Below are 15,482 nucleotides of genomic sequence, written 5' to 3' on the forward strand. Positions count from 1 at the left end.
TTTCGGCCCGTGCCGGTATGGAAGGTGCGGGACAGGCCCCCGTCCCCGTTCACGGGACGCAGTACGGCCGGACCCGCCCCCCTCGACCGCTGACGGCCGCCTTGTGAGCGCGGCCCACTCGCCGGCGGCTACGGCCGGGGGCCGGCCGGCGGCTCAGTCGGTGTGCTGCGCCTCGCGGCGTCGTCCTGCCGCCATTGCTCGGCCGCCTGGATCATGGTCCGCCCGACGTGCTCGAAGAAGTGGCCGATGTCTTGCATCCGGGTGCCGGCGGGTGTCGCGGGGCCGAGGACCCGGGCGCTGCGCAGGGCGAAGTCGGCCAGCATGGTGTTCTGACGGGCACTGGCCATCCAACCGCGGAACCAGGCGTCGGCGTCGATGACGTACCGGTCGCGCCGCCGACCGGTGTCGCGCTCGCGCCTGATGAGCTCCTGCTGTTCGAGTTCGCCGACGGCCTTGGAGACGGAGGCGGGGCTGACCTGGAGGCGCCGGGCGAGCTCGGTGGCGGTCAGGCTGCCTCCATCGGTGACGTAGAGGCACGTCAGTACCCGGGCGGTCATGCGGGGGAGCCCCGTACCGACCATCATCGCCGTGAACTGTTCCTCCAGTTCGCGGACCGCCTCCGGGTCGCGGCCGTGTGCGTCGCCCGCGGTCGGGGAGGTGGCCGGAGTGGCGGCCGCGGATTGCTTGCGGCGGCGGGCGCGGCTCGTGGTGGCGCGATGGGCCGCGTCGGCCCGATAGGCGGCGGGGCCGCCGTTGCGAGCCACCTCCCGGGTGACGGTGGAGATCGGCCGGCCCAGGCGTCCGGCGATGTCGGTGTAGCTGAGTCCGTCGCGGAGCCCCGCGGCGATCTCCGACCGCTCGTCGTGGGTCAGTCTGCCTCCGGGCATCGGCATTGCCTCCGTGTCAGGTGCGTGCGGGCGCCCAGTATTGCTTTCACGACCATGTCATTGCAAATCTGACGGAGTTGTATGTGCATTCGCTCCCATTGTCATTGCAAAAAACCCTTAGATTGACCTGCGTGAACGCGCTGTTCATCGATTTTATGATTGACGGATAAGTGAAAGCAATTTAGCTTTTAGTCATTCGTGAACGCGCGATGTGATCCGAGCCGGCCCCGGACGAGGGGTGCGCTCGTTGCTGATCGGGAGTCCCCATGACCTGCGCCATCCGCTACGGTCTCGCACTCGCCACCTTCGGCATGGCCCTGCCGGTCTTCTGGACGGTCACCGAGATCCACTCCCGTACGGTGACCGACGCCAACGGCCACTCCGTGCAGATGTACCAGGGCCACGGCATCCGTGACCCTGATGGCCACGGCATGCCCCTCACCAACGGGAGCGTGACCGGGGGCGACTTCCGGGTACCGCACTTCTTCGCCCTGCACGGCATCCAGGTGCTCCTCCTGATCACCGCGGTACTGGCCGCCCTGGCCGCCCTGGCCGTCGAGGGCGTCCGGCTGCGCGACGAGGAGGTGAGGGCCCGCCTGGTCCGCAGCGCGGCGCTCGGCTACCCGGGGCTGGTCGCGGTGGTGACCTGGCAGGCGGGGCGCGGACAGTCCCTGATCCATCCGGACACCGCCACCCTCCTCGCCCTCGCTGCGGTGCTGCTGCTCACGGCGGGGACCACCGCACGAGTGATCGCGACCGCTGAGCGCCCTACGGCTGAGTGCACTCCGCCTGAGAGCCCTACGGCCGACCGCCTTACGGCCGAGTGCGCTCCGGCTGAGCCCCCTACGGCCGAGCGCCCCACGGCTGGGCCCGCCACGGCGCGCCCGGCGGGGATCCCCGAGCCCTCCTGGCCGGCGCGCTGACCCAGCCCGCCCACCCGATCCGACGAAACCGAAACCGAACTCCTGAAAGGAAGACCGGCATGACCAGTCACTTTTCCACCGAGGCGACCGCACAGAGTGCGCCGGAGGCCTCCGCAGCGGCCATCGACGCCGCCCTCGACCGCTCCGCAATGCAGCACGCCCTGGACCGCGCCACCGTCCCGGGCGGCGCTCCCGGCATCGTCGTCGAGGTGCGCGACGGCAGTGGTGCCTGGTTCGGCTCGGCGGGGGTCTCCGACACCTGGACCGGGGAGGAACGCCGACCGTCCGAGCGGTTCCGGATCGGAAGCACGACGAAGGCGTTCACCGCCACGCTCGTCCTGCAGCTCGCGGCCGAGGGCCGGCTGGCCCTCGACGACACGATCGAGCAGTGGCTGCCCGGCATGGTGGCGGGCAACGGCTACGACGGCCGCGCGATCGCCATCCGCCAGTTGCTCGACCACACCAGCGGCATCTTCAACTACGCCAATGACGCGGAGTTCTTCAAGAACGGCATCGGTGAGGCGTGGTTCCAGCACCGCTACCACACCTACGCCCCCGAGCAGTTGATCAGGACCGGTCTGGCCACCCCTGCGCCCTTCGCTCCGGGGGACGCCTTCCTCTACTCCAACACCAACTACGTCTTGGCCGCCCTGATCGTCGAAGAGGTCACGGGCGGGACGTTCGCCGAAGCGCTCACCCAGCGGATCATCCGACCTCTGAGGCTGACCGGGACCTACCTGCCCGGCACGGAACCGGCGATCCGAGGGACGCACTGCCGGCACTACTCCACCCTTTTCGCTTCCGACGCCCAGCCCGTGGTCCACGACGCGACCGAGATGAACCAGTCCTTCGCATGGGCGGCCGGCGGCCTCGTCTCGACCACGGGTGACCTGCAGCGCTTCTTCCGCGCACTGCTCCAAGGCCACCTCCTGCCCGCCGAACAGCAGCGGGAGATGTTCACCACCGTCGACACCACGGGACCCGTACCGTGGATCCCGGGCACCCGGTACGGCCTGGGCGTGTTCTCCTGGACACTGCCGTCCGGCATCACGGTCTGGGGCAACGCGGGTGCGACGTACGGCTCGTGGACCTGCGCCATGGGCTCCCGTGACGGCGAGCACCTGCTCACGAGCCAGGTCAACGGCGACTGGAGCGGCCTGGCCGTCCTCGCCGACGTCCTCACCACCGAGTTCGGCGCGGCTGCCGGAGGCTGACGGCAGGGAGCGCGGTCGCCGCTGCCGCCCGCAGCGGCGCACGTCGGCGACATTCCGGCCGACTGCGGGAGCCTCGCCGCCAGGCCGTTCCGCTACACGGGCTGTCGAGTACTTACGATCCCGTACGGGCGAGGACTACGACCCATCGGGCGCGCTGCCCGGCCACCGCGCGGACCACGGCCGCGCCCGGTGCGGTCCGCTCCGTTTCCTCGCCACGAGGTCGAAGACGCCGACACCTCAACCGCAACCGGCAGGAACCGGCGCCCTGAGCAACGGTCACCGTCGCCTCGATCCGGCTTCGGCTGCGCACATGGGTTCGCTCGGGCCTACTCCAGCATGCGTTCGGCGTCATCCGGGACCCAGGGGAAGGGCACGTCGGGCCATCGCGCGGCGGTCCACGCGTCGAGATCGACGGCGAGTACGGCATCGATGAAGACCTGCGGCGGCCGGTAACCGTGATCGGTCACGTAGTGCGTGATCAGGAACGGAGCGGCATAAGCGACCCCGGGCTCGCCCGGGATCCGAACCTCGCCGTTGCCCGCCGGAGCCCTCTTCTCAGGGCACAGGTCGCATGCGTGTACCCCGAGGCACACGTTCATCCACTGGACCTGCTGAACAGCCTTCAACTTTTCCACGAACGCGGTGGGAACCGCTCCGGTCGTGTACGGCTTGCCGGCTGCCAACCACCCGATGCTCAGGCGGGTGTACGCCGGACGGTACCAGAGCGAGTAGAAGCCCGACTCCCTGTCCGTGAACGCATCCTCGTCCTGGTAGTCGTACTCGCTGAGATCTCCGTAGAACACCCACACATCATCGCCGCACGGCTTCGGTGGATGCTGTTCTGGTGAGTGACGGGTCCCAGCGCATTGTGGAGAACGGACTTCCTGATGACCGGGTCCGGGCTGGTCAGCAGTGTCAGCGCCGCCATCACCTCAAGGACTCCACCTCCCGCTGGAGGGTGCGGCAGGCCGGGCCCTCTCGCTGGTGCGTGGCCAACTGCGTGATTCCGGCCGCGCTTCCGTGACGACTACGTCAGGAGGGGGACGGAGGCCGTCGAGACTTCTATGGACATCCCAGAACCGATGCCACCCAGCTTTCGGAGGGGGCTGCATCTTGGGCTGTGCCGTTCACCAGCCACGAACCGACCCACTCGACGTTCCACACCTGGCCCTGCGAGTTCTCGAACTCCACGAAGCTCCCCGGAGCGCCTTCGAGAAGGCCGAGCTCCCTGAGCAACACCTCGTGCGTGGCGAATCCACGGGACGGCCCCACGCTGCCGCCGTGGGTCCGGGTGTTCTCGTATCGCATCAGCAGGTACGGAACCGGCGGCCGGGAGATGACCGTCGGCCGCATCATGCCCTTGAACCGCAGAACGGCCTCCTCCAGGCTCTCGTCCCCGCGGACCTCACACCGGTACGCAGGGAAGACCGCTGACACGACCTCGTTCAGGGCCTCGTTCCGGCCGTGGTGGTAGCCGTGCACGGGCGGTGCAGCCGCTACCACGGCGTCGAACCGGTAGGTCCCGTAGGAGAATCCGGCGGCCATCGTGAACGGGCGGGCTCCTGGTCCGCGTCCAAGGCGGCGCTGCCTCGCGAACTCAAGAACAGCCCTGCTCAGACCTTCGTCGTGGATGTCCAGCGAGTTCATTTGGTAGGCCCAGGACCCGTCAGCGTCCATGGCGAGGGAGAACATGAAGCGCGACATGGGTGACCATCGCCAGGCCATGGGCAGGCCAGGCATCTCCTCAGCGCTCCCGATCTTTGCGACGGCCTGTTCGATGTTCATGTCCGTCATCTTCTCTCCCCCGCCAGCTGCATGATCGGGCGGGTGAGTCACGCCGGTTGCCGCCGTTGATCGGCGAGGACTACAGCTATAGCTCAGAAGGATGCGTGTTCTGAGTAGAGCGAATGAGGCTCTGCCGCACATCTGATGCTTGATCGTTTCGATGCTGTTGACGTCGCCTTCGACGCCCGGGTGATCCGGTCGGGAGTCGAAGACCGCGTCATCCGCGAGGACGAAGCCCTCCGCGACCGCGCCCGGGCACTCCTCGCCGCCTGCACGGATCCCGTCCGGACGGTCTTGGAACGCCAGAAGAGCGGCCGCTGAATGAGGTCGAGGTGATCTCAGGCCGTGTGTGATCATCTCGGCATGCGCCTGGTAGCTGACGGAGCCACGCCGACTTCGCGGTTGGTGCTGGTGAAGGACCTCGAGACCGACGACGGGTACGCCTTCGAGTTGGCGAACCCGCTCTTCCTGGCCCCCGGCGATCGAGTCGCTTTCGAAGACGGCGGTTTCGTCGTCGTGCAGGCCAGTGGAGTGCGGCTGTCGCCGATCGGTGACTGGGCCACTCGTTGCGGGCCCGGATCCCCGCGCCGCCGGTAGGTGCTGTTCCGCGAACCGTGCGCGTCGTATTTGCTCACTCGGTTCGGTATCCGCCGTACGTGGAAACGGCCTTCGCCTGAACACGTGCTCCGACTGAGGAACACACGCATTCAGCCGCAGGCCGTGAGGATGTGCCTGCTGCAGCACGATGCCCGCCGCGAGGTGTTGGCCGAGCTGTCACGCGTCCGGGGCGGGCTCTCCTCCTGTCCCCGGCCGTTGGCAGCCGAGCGGCGCCGCCCACGGTCGGGGGGTGCCCCTGTGACTCCGGATCTAGCAGATCGTTCAACCCGAGTGATCTACTCCGGCACGCCGCTCAAGACGCCGCATCTCCCCGCCGAGACCGCTCGGCCACCGGGCGAAGCACTTGTGCGAGCACATCGTTGGCAGGGCACTCCTGCGCATCACGTGCGGTCCGCGCATCCGCCCCTCGATTCCCGCCCGCGCTGCTCATCGGCGGTGCGTTCCAGCGCAAGGAGTCCTGGGGGCGTTGCGAAGAGGTGCTCCTCAGGAGCATGGACGTGTTCACCGTCGACCCCCCGGGTTGGGGGGCAGCCGACATGCTGCCCGAAACCTACGGCGGCGACTTCCTCGCCGACGCGGTCTGCCACATGCTCGACGAGTGGGGCGCCGGTCAGGTCAACGTACTCGCCGGCTCCTACGGAAGCGCCATCGCCTACGAGATCGCCCGGCGCCACCCGGACCGGGTGGGGCGCATGGTCCTGGTCGGCACGATGACCGCCATCCCCGACCATGCACAGGCCGCAATGCGCCGCACTCTGGAACACCTGGCCGCCGGAGACATGGAGACCTACGCGCGTGTGACGGTCGACCTGCTCATGACGCCCGAACGCCTCGCGGACATTCCCAACGGCGCCCGGGTCCGCAGGCTGCTGTTGCGTCGCATCAGCAACCTCTCCGAGGCGGAGGCGCACCAGATGCGGACCAACACCCTGCGCCTGCTCACCCATCAGGCTCTCGACACCAGCCGGCCGCCTCGTCCGCCGGTCCTGACCGTGGCCGGCGAGTACGACTCGTTCACCACGCCGGAGCTGTGCCGCCAGATGGCGGCGGCGTGTGCCGACAGTTGGCATGCGGAGGTCCGCGACGCCGATCACATGGTCATCCTGGAACGGACAGCGGAAGTCGCCGACTTGGCACGTCGCTTCCTGGCCGGGGAGGCGCTGCACGGACTGCCGTACTGCCGCAGTATTGAGCGAGTGTCACCGGGCGGCACGGGATGAGTAGCAGCAACAATGCCCTCCCGGGAAGGCCGCCCCACGCCGCTCGGCGATGCGATCGCCCCCCTACGGGCGGATCGCCGAGGCGCTGCACATCCTGCGCCTGAGCACGGCTACCGGCGCACATCAAGGTGCAGGGCGACCTTCAGGAGGTGAGGAGGCCCGGCACGCGCTTGTGCGGAAGATCTGCCACGGTCGCGCCGGGCAGCTCCACCAGCGTTACCAGGACGGCATGGAGGGCCAGGTCGGCGCGCCCGGCCTGGTGCTGAACGCGCTGGTGCTGCGCAACACCAGGTCCATGGATGCCGCCGTGAATCAGCTGCGCGCGGACGTCCCGCACGTCGCCCCAGGGTGCGCAGAACTCCTCCCCGCAGCCTGCCTCCTCGCCGCAGCCTGCCGTCGGCCCCGCAGCCTGCCGCCGGCCCGGCCCGGTCCGATCCCTCCGCTATTCCGTCTTGCTAAATCCGGTGGAGTTCGCCGACACGTTCGCCCAGAACTACTCCGACGGCGGCTACGTCCCCGCCCGCGCCCGCAAGCAGCTGAACGAGGACATCGACCGCGCCGCCGGCGATGCAACCGGGACGGCCTGAGCCGCCTCAGCACCTCGCCCCACAGAGGCGGACCCCTCCTTCCCACACCTGTGCACCACGCGGCCGGCCGGAGCCCACCCCGGCCGGCCGTCTGCCGCCGCATGCCCGCGGCACCGCCGAGACCGACCACCCGCGTACGAGGAGACCCGTCATGGCACACCGCACCAACGGCCTGTCCGCAGCAGGACTGCGCCGCCTGCGCGAGGTACTGCAGACGCACGTCGAGTCCAAGAAGATCCCCGGCCTCGTCGCCCTCATCGGCCGGGGCGAAGAGACCCACGTCGAGGCCATCGGGACGATGCGCCACGACGGCGGTGCGCCCATGAGCCGCGACACCATCTTCCGGATGGCCTCGACGACCAAACCGGTCGCCGCCGCCGCGACCATGGTCCTGCTCGATGACTGCCGGCTCCGGCTCGACGAACCCATAGACCAGTGGCTGCCCGAACTCGCCGACCGGCAGGTCCTCCGGCGGCCGGACAGCCCTCTGGACGACACCGTGCCGGCAGGCCGCCCGATCACCGTGCGCGACCTGCTCACCTCCACCTGCGGGCTCGGCCTGGACACTACGGCGATGGGCTCACCGATGATGAGCGCCTTCTTCGAGCGGAAGATCTACGGCGAGAACGGATGGATGCTGCCGGCGGTCGAACCGGACGAATGGATGCGCCGCCTCGGCACGCTCCCGCTGATGCACCAGCCCGGAGAACGCTGGCTCTACAACGTCGGCGACGACGTACTCGGCGTCCTCGTGGCCAGGGTCACCGGCCAGACGTTCGAGGCGTTCCTGCGCGAGCGCATCTTCGAACCGCTGGGCATGAAGGACACCGGCTTCCACGTACCCGCCGACAAGCTCCACCGCCTGCCGCCCCTGTACGCCCCCGACCCGCAGACCGGCGAGTTCACCGTGGAGGACCCGGCCGCCGGGGGACACCACAGCACGGCTCCGGCCTTCCAGTCCGGCGGCGGCGGACTCGACTCGACAGCCGACGACTACCACGCCTACTTCCGCATGCTCCTCAACCACGGGATGCACGGCACCGAGCGCATCCTGTCCCGGCCCGCCGTCGAGCTGATGACCACCAACCGCCTCACCCCCGACCAGACGACCGCCCTCCAGGGCTGGGCGCGCAGCGTCGTCCACCTCTCGCACGGCCAGGGGCAGACCGGCGGCTGGGGCTTCGGGATGACGGTGCGCACCTACCGCGGCGACTACGCGCCCATCGGCCAGTTCGGCTGGGACGGCGGAGCCGGCACCACCACCTACGCCGACCCCCACAACCAGCTCGTCGGCATACTCCTCACCCAGACCGGCATGTCCACCCCGGACTCGGCGCACGCCATACAGGACTTCTGGACCACCCTTTACCAGGCCGTCGACGACTGACAGAGCCGCCGTACGGCCCCGCCCGCGTGGGGGCCAGGTGAGGGAGCACTGGCGCGAGGAAGCACCTCGCCGGGTTCAGTGGCGTGCGCGCCATGCGCCGTTAGAGGGCGGCGACGGCGCTGACGACGCCCCCGAATCAGGCGTCGCCGACGGTGACGCAGGTACCGGCGAAGGCCGCCCACAGCGCGACCAGGACCACGGCCGTGCGGCCGGGGATGGGGATGGGGATGCGGCGCGTCTTGCCTACGGAGCCGGTTCGGAGGCCGCGGGAGCGGTCGGGGTCGGGTGTCTGCGGAGGCACGGACACCCGGTACGCGCTGCCCCCGCGCGGGGAGGAGCCGACAGGCGGAGCCCCCTGGTGTCAGCTGTGCAGGCGGCTGTGGGGACCCTCCCCGCCTTGGGCGCTGTCGTTGTCGAACCAGTAGTCCCCGGCCGCCAGGTAGCGCGAGGAGCGGCTGTTTCCGGTGGGCGGCTCGGCGGTGACGGCCCGCTTCCCGCCCTGGGCGGGGGTGTCGGCGGGAAGGACGAGGGCGGCCGCGGTGCGGTCCTTGCGCAGGGTGCGCTCCAGCATGTGAATCCTGCTCCTGACGGTGCGGTGACGGGGGAGTGCGCTCATCCTCGGCACCCCGGCCTCGTGACGCATCCGCACCGGCCACCACTCACCCTTCCGCCACGATACGTAGCCGAAATAATGCGGGATGTGACTCTTGGTGTCAGTGTGGCGGAGGAAGGACCACCCCCACGCAACGCATCGAGGAGTCGCCGTCATGGGCGGTATGCAGGACAAGCGCCAGGAACCGGGTAAGGGCCGCGAGGAACAGCAGCGCCCCCAGCGCCCGCAGCGCCCCGGTCAGGACCCGATCCACCCCGAGCCCGGCACCCGTTCAGGTGGCGGCAAGCGCCCGGAGGAGATGGAGCGGCGCCGCGAAGAGGACCTCCGTCACGACGCGGTCGACGACTTCTGACCCAAGCGCGGTACCCACGCACGCAGAGCCCGGCCAGGCGCCCGTAGTCACCCTGGCCGGGCTCTGTCCATGCGGTGGGCCCGGCCCGCCGCATGGGTCGGGCATGGATCCGCCGTATGGGTCAGGCATGGAGAAGAGTGGTTCCTTCCGCTCATTCTTCCGGAGGCGCAGCGGTAAGAGGTAGGGGAAACGCCCTGACGGGGTCCGCGGTTGCTCCGGTCACGGCTCGGACCGCGGCGACCTCGGCCTGTACAGCCGCGTCGTCCCACTCCGGGGGGATCCGCACCTGGGCGCAACCGGTGGCCCAACCCGGGACGGGAACCGCGCTGGGGTCCCCGTCCCGGGGGTCGGAGCCGGGTGCTGCCCGGGGTGTTGCCGGTCAGGCTTGCCTCGCTCGAGTCGGGGTCGTCACCGGCGCGGGGATCGGGAGTGACCTCCCCGGGGCCGGGATGCCGAGCGCGATCCGTCCACGAGTGCGGTCAGTCCGTCGGCTCCTGAGGCTTGGTGTTGCCCGGGCCGGCCGGAGGCCGTTCGTCGCCGTCTCCGTCCCCGCGTGAGTCCCTCTCGTGGCTACCGTGCCGGGGGCGTCCGGCCGTGGAGCTCGGCAGGTCAGGGGCGGCAGGGCCGAGGGGCGGCAGGTCGGGGGTGAGGGCGTTGCGCTTCTCCGGTACACGATCCGGAAGCTCAGGCTCCGGCGGGCTGCTGTGCATGACAGTCTCCTTGCGTGAGGCGGGCTCGGGACACCTCGGGGCTACGACGAGGATCTGCAAGCTGTACGCACCTTCCGCCTGCCCTGCCATCGGCAGCTCACTCGCCCAAGGGCCCGCCGATGACCCGGCGCCGCCGCCCCGGGCGGCGCACGTGCCCGTGATCGGTCCTCCGCAGAATCCGGAGTGTCGCCGCCACCGACTGCTGGGGCGCCCACAACGGCCGGCTCTCCGGACTTCTCCGAGCACCCGCTCGCGACCCACGTGCCCGCGTACCGGGCGCCACGAGGCACGGAACCTGGCCCCCAGGGCGACAGCTGCGCGGCGGCACCCTGCGTGGACACCAGCGAGTTCGGCCCCGGACGCCCATCCCGGGTTCCGGCGTGTACGTTACGTCCCCTCTCGACGTATTCTGAGGTCGCGCTGCTCGAGCATGCCGCGCCCGCCGCGCGAGAGGACGTCCGTCGTCATGGCACATCAACCGCAGACGGGACCGTCGGGCGGGCAGAGCCTACTGACCACCGAGGTGGACGTCGCCCGCGACTGGTTGAAGGCGGCGTACGGGACGAGCCTGCGCATGAGGACGCCGGCACCCCACAGTGCGTTCCGGTACTCCCGCACCACCGCAGGCTCGCTGTCGCTCAGTACCCTGGCGCTGCCGACGGAATACTCCTACGCCACCGACCCGCTGGGCGCCGTGGCCATCACGCACGTCATGGGCGGCCGCATGACCCGGGAGTGCCAGGACGACGCCACCGAGGCCGTGCCGGGTGACGTTCTGGCGATCTCGCAACCCCACCTCCCCTACGCGGGAAGGGTGTTCTCCGCCGAGCTACGAGCGGTGACGGTGCCGCCCACGCTGGTGCAGGAGGTCGCCGGCCGCCCGGCCGGGCAGAAGACCCGCCCCCTGCGGTTCACCCGCTTCACTCCCGTCTCCCCGGCCATGGCCGACCACTGGAAGAGGACCGTCGACTACGTCGAGCAGAGCGTCCTGGCACTGGCCCCGGGCGGTGCGCCGCTGGTGGTCGACGCCGCCGCGCGGCTGCTGGCCGCGACCATCCTGGCGGCCTTCGACACCGACGCCCGCCCCGAGCCCGTACTCGCGGACACCCGCGACGCGACCTCGGAGACCGCCCGCCGGACCGTCGCGTTCATCGAGTCGCAGCCCCAGGCCGAGATCGGCCTGGCTGACATGGCAGCCGCCGCCGGCGTCACCCCTCGCGCCGTCCAGTACGCGTTCCGACGCCACCTCGGCACGACTCCCATGGCCTACCTGCGCCGCGTACGCCTCGCGCAGGCTCACGAGGACCTGGTTGCCGCGGATCCGGCACGGGACACCGTCACGGCCCTTGCGGCCCGGTGGGGCTTTCACCACCAGGGGCGTTTCGCCGCCGCCTACCGTGAGGTCTACGGAGTGCCACCGCGGCGCACCCTCGCCGCAACCTGAGCGGTCGGGCGAACGTTCGGGTCGTTGCTCCGGTAGCGATGTTCCGGGCTCGGACGACGACGAGGTGTCCGGCGTGAGCTGCGAGGGCACACGGCCGTTGAGCCGGATCCCCTCGCAGGTCTCTTCAGGGCGGAGGCGCCCGTCGACGAGGACAGAGGCCGGCTCCCGGTCCGCACGGAAGGAGCACTCCACCGCTGCCCGGCTCGTGAGGGCGTCTCCCTTGCCCGCCACACCACCGCGGTGCTCCGCCGCCGGCTCGTCTCAGAGCAGGCCGGGGCCATTGTCGATGTCGAGATCGCGCCTGTTGTTGACACGCTGGCTGTTGTCGATGCGCGTACTCGCGTCGATGTCCGAACTCGCCCCGCAGCGGTTCTCGTTGGCCGACTGCGACGCGTCGCCCCCGTCGGCAATGCCGCCCTCTCCCGTGATGACTCCGGAGGCGAGGTTCCCGTCGTTCGTGTCCCCATCTCCCGAAACAACCGAGATCAGCTGCCTGACCAGTGAGTCTCCACCAGAGGCATCAGCAAGAGAAAGACTTGAGGGGTTGTTGCACCGGATGAGCACGGGGCGGTCCTCTCCGGCAGGCGCCGCACTCGCAGTGCCATGACCGAATGCTGCGGCACTGAAAGCGATGACGATGGCCGAGGCGATGCGAACAGCAGAATGCACGAGCTTCCCTTTCCGAAAGGTTCCGCATGAGGCGCCGCCCTTCCCCGCAACAGCGGACAGGAGACACGCCGAGGGTGGTGATCAAGCAGCTGGCGAGCGGGCTTCCAGCCCACTCGCCAGTGCCAGGCGATGGGTTCAGTGGTGAGGCTGCCGGCGGAGTGCCGTCGTTTGCCGGTGCTGCCTGCTCCCGGACCAGTCAGAGCAGGCTCGGGCCGTTGTCGATGTCGAGGTTGCGGCTGTTGTCGATGCGCTGGCTGTTGTCGATGCGGGTGCTCGCGTCGACGTCCGAGCTCAGACCGCAGCGGTTCTTGTTCGCCGACTGGGAGGCGTTGCCGCCGGAGGCCTCACCCCCCGCTCCTGTTTCGACCGCAGAAGCGTTATTGCCCTCGTTGGAACCACCGAGAACATCGATCAACTGACTGACCAGCGAGTCTCCACCCGAAGCATCCAGGAGGGAGACGTTCGTCGGGTTGTTGCACTGAATGATCACCGGGCTGTCTTGCGGGGCGGACGCGGCGACTGCAGCGCCGTGACCGAAGAGCGCGGTACCGACTGCGAACATGATGATCGAAACGGTGCGAACGACAGAGGTCATGAGCATTCCTTTCCGAGGAGGGGCGCCACGCGACGCCGTACATGCTCAACACCCGACGCTGATCCCGGTTCCGGCTTGTGGCCCCGGTTCACCCAAGTGCCTCGACGCTGCTCTCGGCTCTCGGCTCTCGGCTCTCGGCTCTCGGCTTGAACGCCCAGCCCCCAGCGAGCGGCGCGCAGGTGTTCCGCGCGGACGGCAACCCTCTGCTGGGGGTGTTCGCCCAGGCCCTGGGCTCGGGCGGCGGCACCGTCTTCCACCACAACGGCGCCACCATCGGATCGGCGGCGCTGATGGACAGCACGCCCGACGGCCGCACGACCATGACCGCCTGGCTGACCTCTGTGGACGACGCCGACATGTCCGTGGCATCGGCATTCCAGGCCGCCCAACAGCGGCTCGTCAGACTGGTGTTCCGCGGCGGGCAGGACGCTCCGGCGCGTCCGACGGGCTGAATGCCGGGCATGCACGCTCCGATGCGTCAGACAGAATGCGAACCGGGGCCGGGCTGCCGCACGGCCTCGGCGCGGCCCCTTACACCTGCTCGGCAACGCCGTCCGGGCCCTACGACGAGGCAGGCCGAGCGGATGACGAGCGGGGTCACGATCGGACAGGCGGCGGCGTTCGTCGGCGTTACGGTGAAGACGGTGCGGCACTACCACGGGCACGGGCTGGTCCACGAGCCGCAGCGCGCTGGGCGCCTCCGCCGATCTGCCGGCGAAATACTGTGGCCGACCCGTTTGGAATCCTCGATCCGGTGAAGACGAGTGCTAACACCGGCTTTATTCATCGAGGTAGGAGAAGCGCATGGGCATCATTGCCTGGATTCTGATCGGCCTGCTCGCGGGCTTCGTCGCGAAGGCCCTTATGCCGGGCAAGGACCCGGGCGGCGTCGTCATCACCATGCTCATCGGCATCGCGGGCGGCCTGCTCGGCGGCTGGCTCGGCAAGGTCATATTCGGCGTCGACTCCATCGACGGCTTCTTCGACCTCTCCACCTGGATCGCCGCCATCATCGGCTCGGTCATCCTCCTCGCCGTCTACCGCCTCGCCACCGGCAAGCGCCACCACCGCCACGCCTGAACGACCTCGCCTCGAAACGGCTCCCCCTCTCAGGAGGGCGGGGCCGTTTCGCTGATGGCCTCCACTACCGAATCCCGGTTCCCGCACCGTGAATGAACCGGCACCCACGGGGCACGGGCGAAAAAGCCACTGCACGGATTCGAGGGACGGAATTGCGTTGGCGCACCGTGCCCTCTACCTACTTCGAAGGAGTTGTCTCGCATGACCGATAACGTGTGGAGCTACAAGCCGACCGCCGGCCGTCTTCCGGCCACAGACCTGACCGGCTACAAGGTCGAGGCGACGGACGGCGACATCGGCAAGGTCGACAAACACTCCGACGAGGTGGGAGACGCCTACCTGGTCGTCGACACCGGTGTATGGATCTTCGGCAAGGAGGTGCTGCTCCCGGCGAGCACCGTGATCCGGATCGACGAGGCCGAGGAGAAGGTCTACGTCGACCGCACCAAGGACCAGGTCAAGAACGCGCCCGAGTTCCACCGGGACAAGCACCTGGGTGACGCCGGCTACCGCGAGGAGCTGGGCACCTACTACGGCACGGGCGCACCCTTCGGCGGCCGCCCCGCCTGACCCACGGCATGAACCGGCCCCGGCACCCTTTGAGAGGGTGCCGGGGCCGCTGAGCGCAGTGGTGGGGCGGCAACGGCTCTCGGACCCTGCCGTGGTCGGCATGCGCTTCCCGCAGCCGCCGTCGTGTCCCTCCGCCGGAGAGACACACGCATGTTTGATCGCTCGAAGTGGCCGCTGCGTCGGCGAACCTCAGAGGCACCGGTGAGCCGGAGCCGCTACAGGTCGGGGTGAAGCCCGGGGCCGAGGGGTGGCCCGGCCAAAGGAGTGGGGGAGAGGTCGGACGGCTCTTCACCGGCCTCGAGGAGGGTGTCCGCGGCGCCGACGATGAGGGCGTCGGGTCGGCCGACAGCCGTTTCGTCCTTGCGGTCGTAGTCGATGCGCCACAGCAGGCTCCGCATGGCTTCCAGTCGGCCGCGGCGCTTGTCGTTGGTCTTGACCACCGTCCACGGTGCGTGAGCGGTGTCGGTCGCACGGAACATCTCGACCTTCGCCGTGGTGTACTCGTCCCACAGGTCCAGGGAGGCCAGATCGGTGGGCGACAGCTTCCACTGGCGCACCGGATCGACCTGGCGGATCGCGAAGCGGGTGCGCTGTTCGGCGCGGGAAACCGAGAACCAGAACTTCACCAGCAGGATCCCGTCCTCCACCAGCATCGCCTCGAACGCCGGGCACTGCCGCAGGAACTGCCCGCTCTGCTCCGGCGTGCAGAATCCCATGACCTTCTCCACGCCGGCCCGGTTGTACCAGGACCGGTCGAAGAAGACGATCTCCCCGGCCGCGGGCAGGTGGGGTATGTACCGCTGGAAGTACCACTGCCCCTCCTCCCGC

20 protein-coding genes and 2 pseudogenes are annotated in these 15,482 nt (G+C 69.4%); 14 read left to right on the top strand and 8 right to left on the bottom strand.

The genetic code is table 11. The features are described 5' to 3' along the window. Positions 1 to 128 precede the first annotated feature (128 nt). Positions 129 to 887 carry a GbsR/MarR family transcriptional regulator gene (locus tag IH80_RS46810; protein WP_030958860.1) on the bottom strand — a complete coding sequence of 253 codons (759 nt, stop codon included), beginning with the start codon at positions 885 to 887 and terminating at the stop codon, positions 129 to 131. A 266-nt stretch (positions 888 to 1,153) separates the two neighbouring features. Here IH80_RS46810 and IH80_RS0108105 point away from each other — a divergent pair, with 266 nt between their 5' ends. Continuing rightward, positions 1,154 to 1,810 (top strand): hypothetical protein, encoded by a 657-nt coding sequence (locus tag IH80_RS0108105; protein WP_051808942.1) that lies wholly within the window; start codon positions 1,154 to 1,156, stop codon positions 1,808 to 1,810. Between the two features lie 59 nt (positions 1,811 to 1,869). After that, on the top strand, positions 1,870 to 3,024 hold the full coding sequence (locus tag IH80_RS39030; protein WP_078906378.1) for a serine hydrolase domain-containing protein: 1,155 nt from the start codon (positions 1,870 to 1,872) through the stop codon (positions 3,022 to 3,024). Positions 3,025 to 3,350: 326 nt separating this feature from the next. Here the strand turns inward: IH80_RS39030 and IH80_RS0108115 are convergent, their stop codons facing one another. Both IH80_RS0108115 and IH80_RS0108120 read right to left on the bottom strand, forming a co-directional pair. Beyond that, entirely contained in the window at positions 3,351 to 3,827 is a 477-nt protein-coding gene (locus IH80_RS0108115) for a hypothetical protein (RefSeq protein ID WP_030958866.1), read from the bottom strand. 259 nt (positions 3,828 to 4,086) lie between these two features. After that, positions 4,087 to 4,809, bottom strand: coding sequence for a hypothetical protein (locus IH80_RS0108120; protein WP_158943322.1), 723 nt, complete (start codon positions 4,807 to 4,809; stop codon positions 4,087 to 4,089). Positions 4,810 to 4,953: 144 nt separating this feature from the next. Here IH80_RS0108120 and IH80_RS44590 point away from each other — a divergent pair, with 144 nt between their 5' ends. The 6 genes and pseudogenes from IH80_RS44590 to IH80_RS0108150 all read left to right on the top strand — a co-directional run bounded on the left by IH80_RS44590 (position 4,954) and on the right by IH80_RS0108150 (position 8,621). After that, positions 4,954 to 5,130 carry a hypothetical protein gene (locus IH80_RS44590; RefSeq protein ID WP_158943324.1) on the top strand — a complete coding sequence of 59 codons (177 nt, stop codon included), beginning with the start codon at positions 4,954 to 4,956 and terminating at the stop codon, positions 5,128 to 5,130. Positions 5,131 to 5,172: 42 nt separating this feature from the next. Next, entirely contained in the window at positions 5,173 to 5,406 is a 234-nt protein-coding gene (locus tag IH80_RS0108130; RefSeq protein ID WP_158943326.1) for a hypothetical protein, read from the top strand. Between the two features lie 131 nt (positions 5,407 to 5,537). Next, a complete protein-coding gene (locus IH80_RS0108135) occupies positions 5,538 to 6,647 on the top strand; it encodes an alpha/beta fold hydrolase (RefSeq protein ID WP_078906380.1) in 1,110 nt (369 codons plus the stop codon). Positions 6,648 to 6,659: 12 nt separating this feature from the next. After that, positions 6,660 to 6,975: pseudogene (locus tag IH80_RS41965) on the top strand (Tn3 family transposase); the annotation flags it as partial. A gap of 136 nt (positions 6,976 to 7,111) precedes the next feature. After that, positions 7,112 to 7,234: a hypothetical protein gene (locus IH80_RS46815; RefSeq protein ID WP_267883512.1), complete on the top strand. Its 123-nt coding sequence runs from the start codon at positions 7,112 to 7,114 to the stop codon at positions 7,232 to 7,234. A gap of 151 nt (positions 7,235 to 7,385) precedes the next feature. Continuing rightward, a complete protein-coding gene (locus IH80_RS0108150) occupies positions 7,386 to 8,621 on the top strand; it encodes a serine hydrolase domain-containing protein (protein WP_030958873.1) in 1,236 nt (411 codons plus the stop codon). A gap of 136 nt (positions 8,622 to 8,757) precedes the next feature. On the opposite strand, the gene IH80_RS44595 is transcribed toward IH80_RS0108150, so the two are convergent. Both IH80_RS44595 and IH80_RS0108160 read right to left on the bottom strand, forming a co-directional pair. Continuing rightward, positions 8,758 to 8,922, bottom strand: coding sequence for a hypothetical protein (locus IH80_RS44595; RefSeq protein WP_158943330.1), 165 nt, complete (start codon positions 8,920 to 8,922; stop codon positions 8,758 to 8,760). Between the two features lie 60 nt (positions 8,923 to 8,982). Then, complete coding sequence (locus tag IH80_RS0108160; RefSeq protein ID WP_030958875.1) at positions 8,983 to 9,192, bottom strand: hypothetical protein; 210 nt, start codon at positions 9,190 to 9,192, stop codon at positions 8,983 to 8,985. A gap of 196 nt (positions 9,193 to 9,388) precedes the next feature. On the opposite strand from IH80_RS0108160, the gene IH80_RS39035 reads away from it, so the two are divergent. Then, a complete protein-coding gene (locus IH80_RS39035) occupies positions 9,389 to 9,586 on the top strand; it encodes a hypothetical protein (RefSeq protein ID WP_051808947.1) in 198 nt (65 codons plus the stop codon). Positions 9,587 to 10,762: 1,176 nt separating this feature from the next. Then, complete coding sequence (locus IH80_RS0108175) at positions 10,763 to 11,740, top strand: helix-turn-helix transcriptional regulator (protein WP_030958879.1); 978 nt, start codon at positions 10,763 to 10,765, stop codon at positions 11,738 to 11,740. 261 nt (positions 11,741 to 12,001) lie between these two features. On the opposite strand, the gene IH80_RS0108180 is transcribed toward IH80_RS0108175, so the two are convergent. Together IH80_RS0108180 and IH80_RS0108185 are read right to left on the bottom strand one after the other, a co-directional pair. Next, entirely contained in the window at positions 12,002 to 12,409 is a 408-nt protein-coding gene (locus tag IH80_RS0108180; RefSeq protein WP_158943333.1) for a hypothetical protein, read from the bottom strand. A 196-nt stretch (positions 12,410 to 12,605) separates the two neighbouring features. Next, positions 12,606 to 13,004 carry a hypothetical protein gene (locus IH80_RS0108185; RefSeq protein ID WP_030958881.1) on the bottom strand — a complete coding sequence of 133 codons (399 nt, stop codon included), beginning with the start codon at positions 13,002 to 13,004 and terminating at the stop codon, positions 12,606 to 12,608. Between the two features lie 146 nt (positions 13,005 to 13,150). On the opposite strand from IH80_RS0108185, the gene IH80_RS0108190 reads away from it, so the two are divergent. The 4 genes from IH80_RS0108190 (at position 13,151) to IH80_RS0108205 (ending at position 14,654) form a co-directional block, all read left to right on the top strand. Next, positions 13,151 to 13,456, top strand: coding sequence for a hypothetical protein (locus IH80_RS0108190; protein ID WP_234432159.1), 306 nt, complete (start codon positions 13,151 to 13,153; stop codon positions 13,454 to 13,456). Between the two features lie 132 nt (positions 13,457 to 13,588). Then, positions 13,589 to 13,762: a MerR family DNA-binding transcriptional regulator gene (locus IH80_RS41970; RefSeq protein WP_234432160.1), complete on the top strand. Its 174-nt coding sequence runs from the start codon at positions 13,589 to 13,591 to the stop codon at positions 13,760 to 13,762. A gap of 46 nt (positions 13,763 to 13,808) precedes the next feature. Further along, positions 13,809 to 14,084 carry a GlsB/YeaQ/YmgE family stress response membrane protein gene (locus tag IH80_RS0108200; RefSeq protein ID WP_030958884.1) on the top strand — a complete coding sequence of 92 codons (276 nt, stop codon included), beginning with the start codon at positions 13,809 to 13,811 and terminating at the stop codon, positions 14,082 to 14,084. Positions 14,085 to 14,285: 201 nt separating this feature from the next. Further along, the gene (locus IH80_RS0108205; RefSeq protein ID WP_030958885.1) at positions 14,286 to 14,654 is read left to right on the top strand and encodes a PRC-barrel domain-containing protein; all 369 of its coding nucleotides are present in this window, start codon (positions 14,286 to 14,288) and stop codon (positions 14,652 to 14,654) included. Positions 14,655 to 14,869: 215 nt separating this feature from the next. Here the strand turns inward: IH80_RS0108205 and IH80_RS0108210 are convergent. Further along, positions 14,870 to 15,482, bottom strand: a pseudogene (locus IH80_RS0108210) (polyphosphate kinase 2); the annotation flags it as partial.

This window comes from Streptomyces sp. NRRL S-378, from assembly GCF_000720645.1.
Classification (GTDB): Bacteria; Actinomycetota; Actinomycetes; order Streptomycetales; family Streptomycetaceae; genus Streptomyces.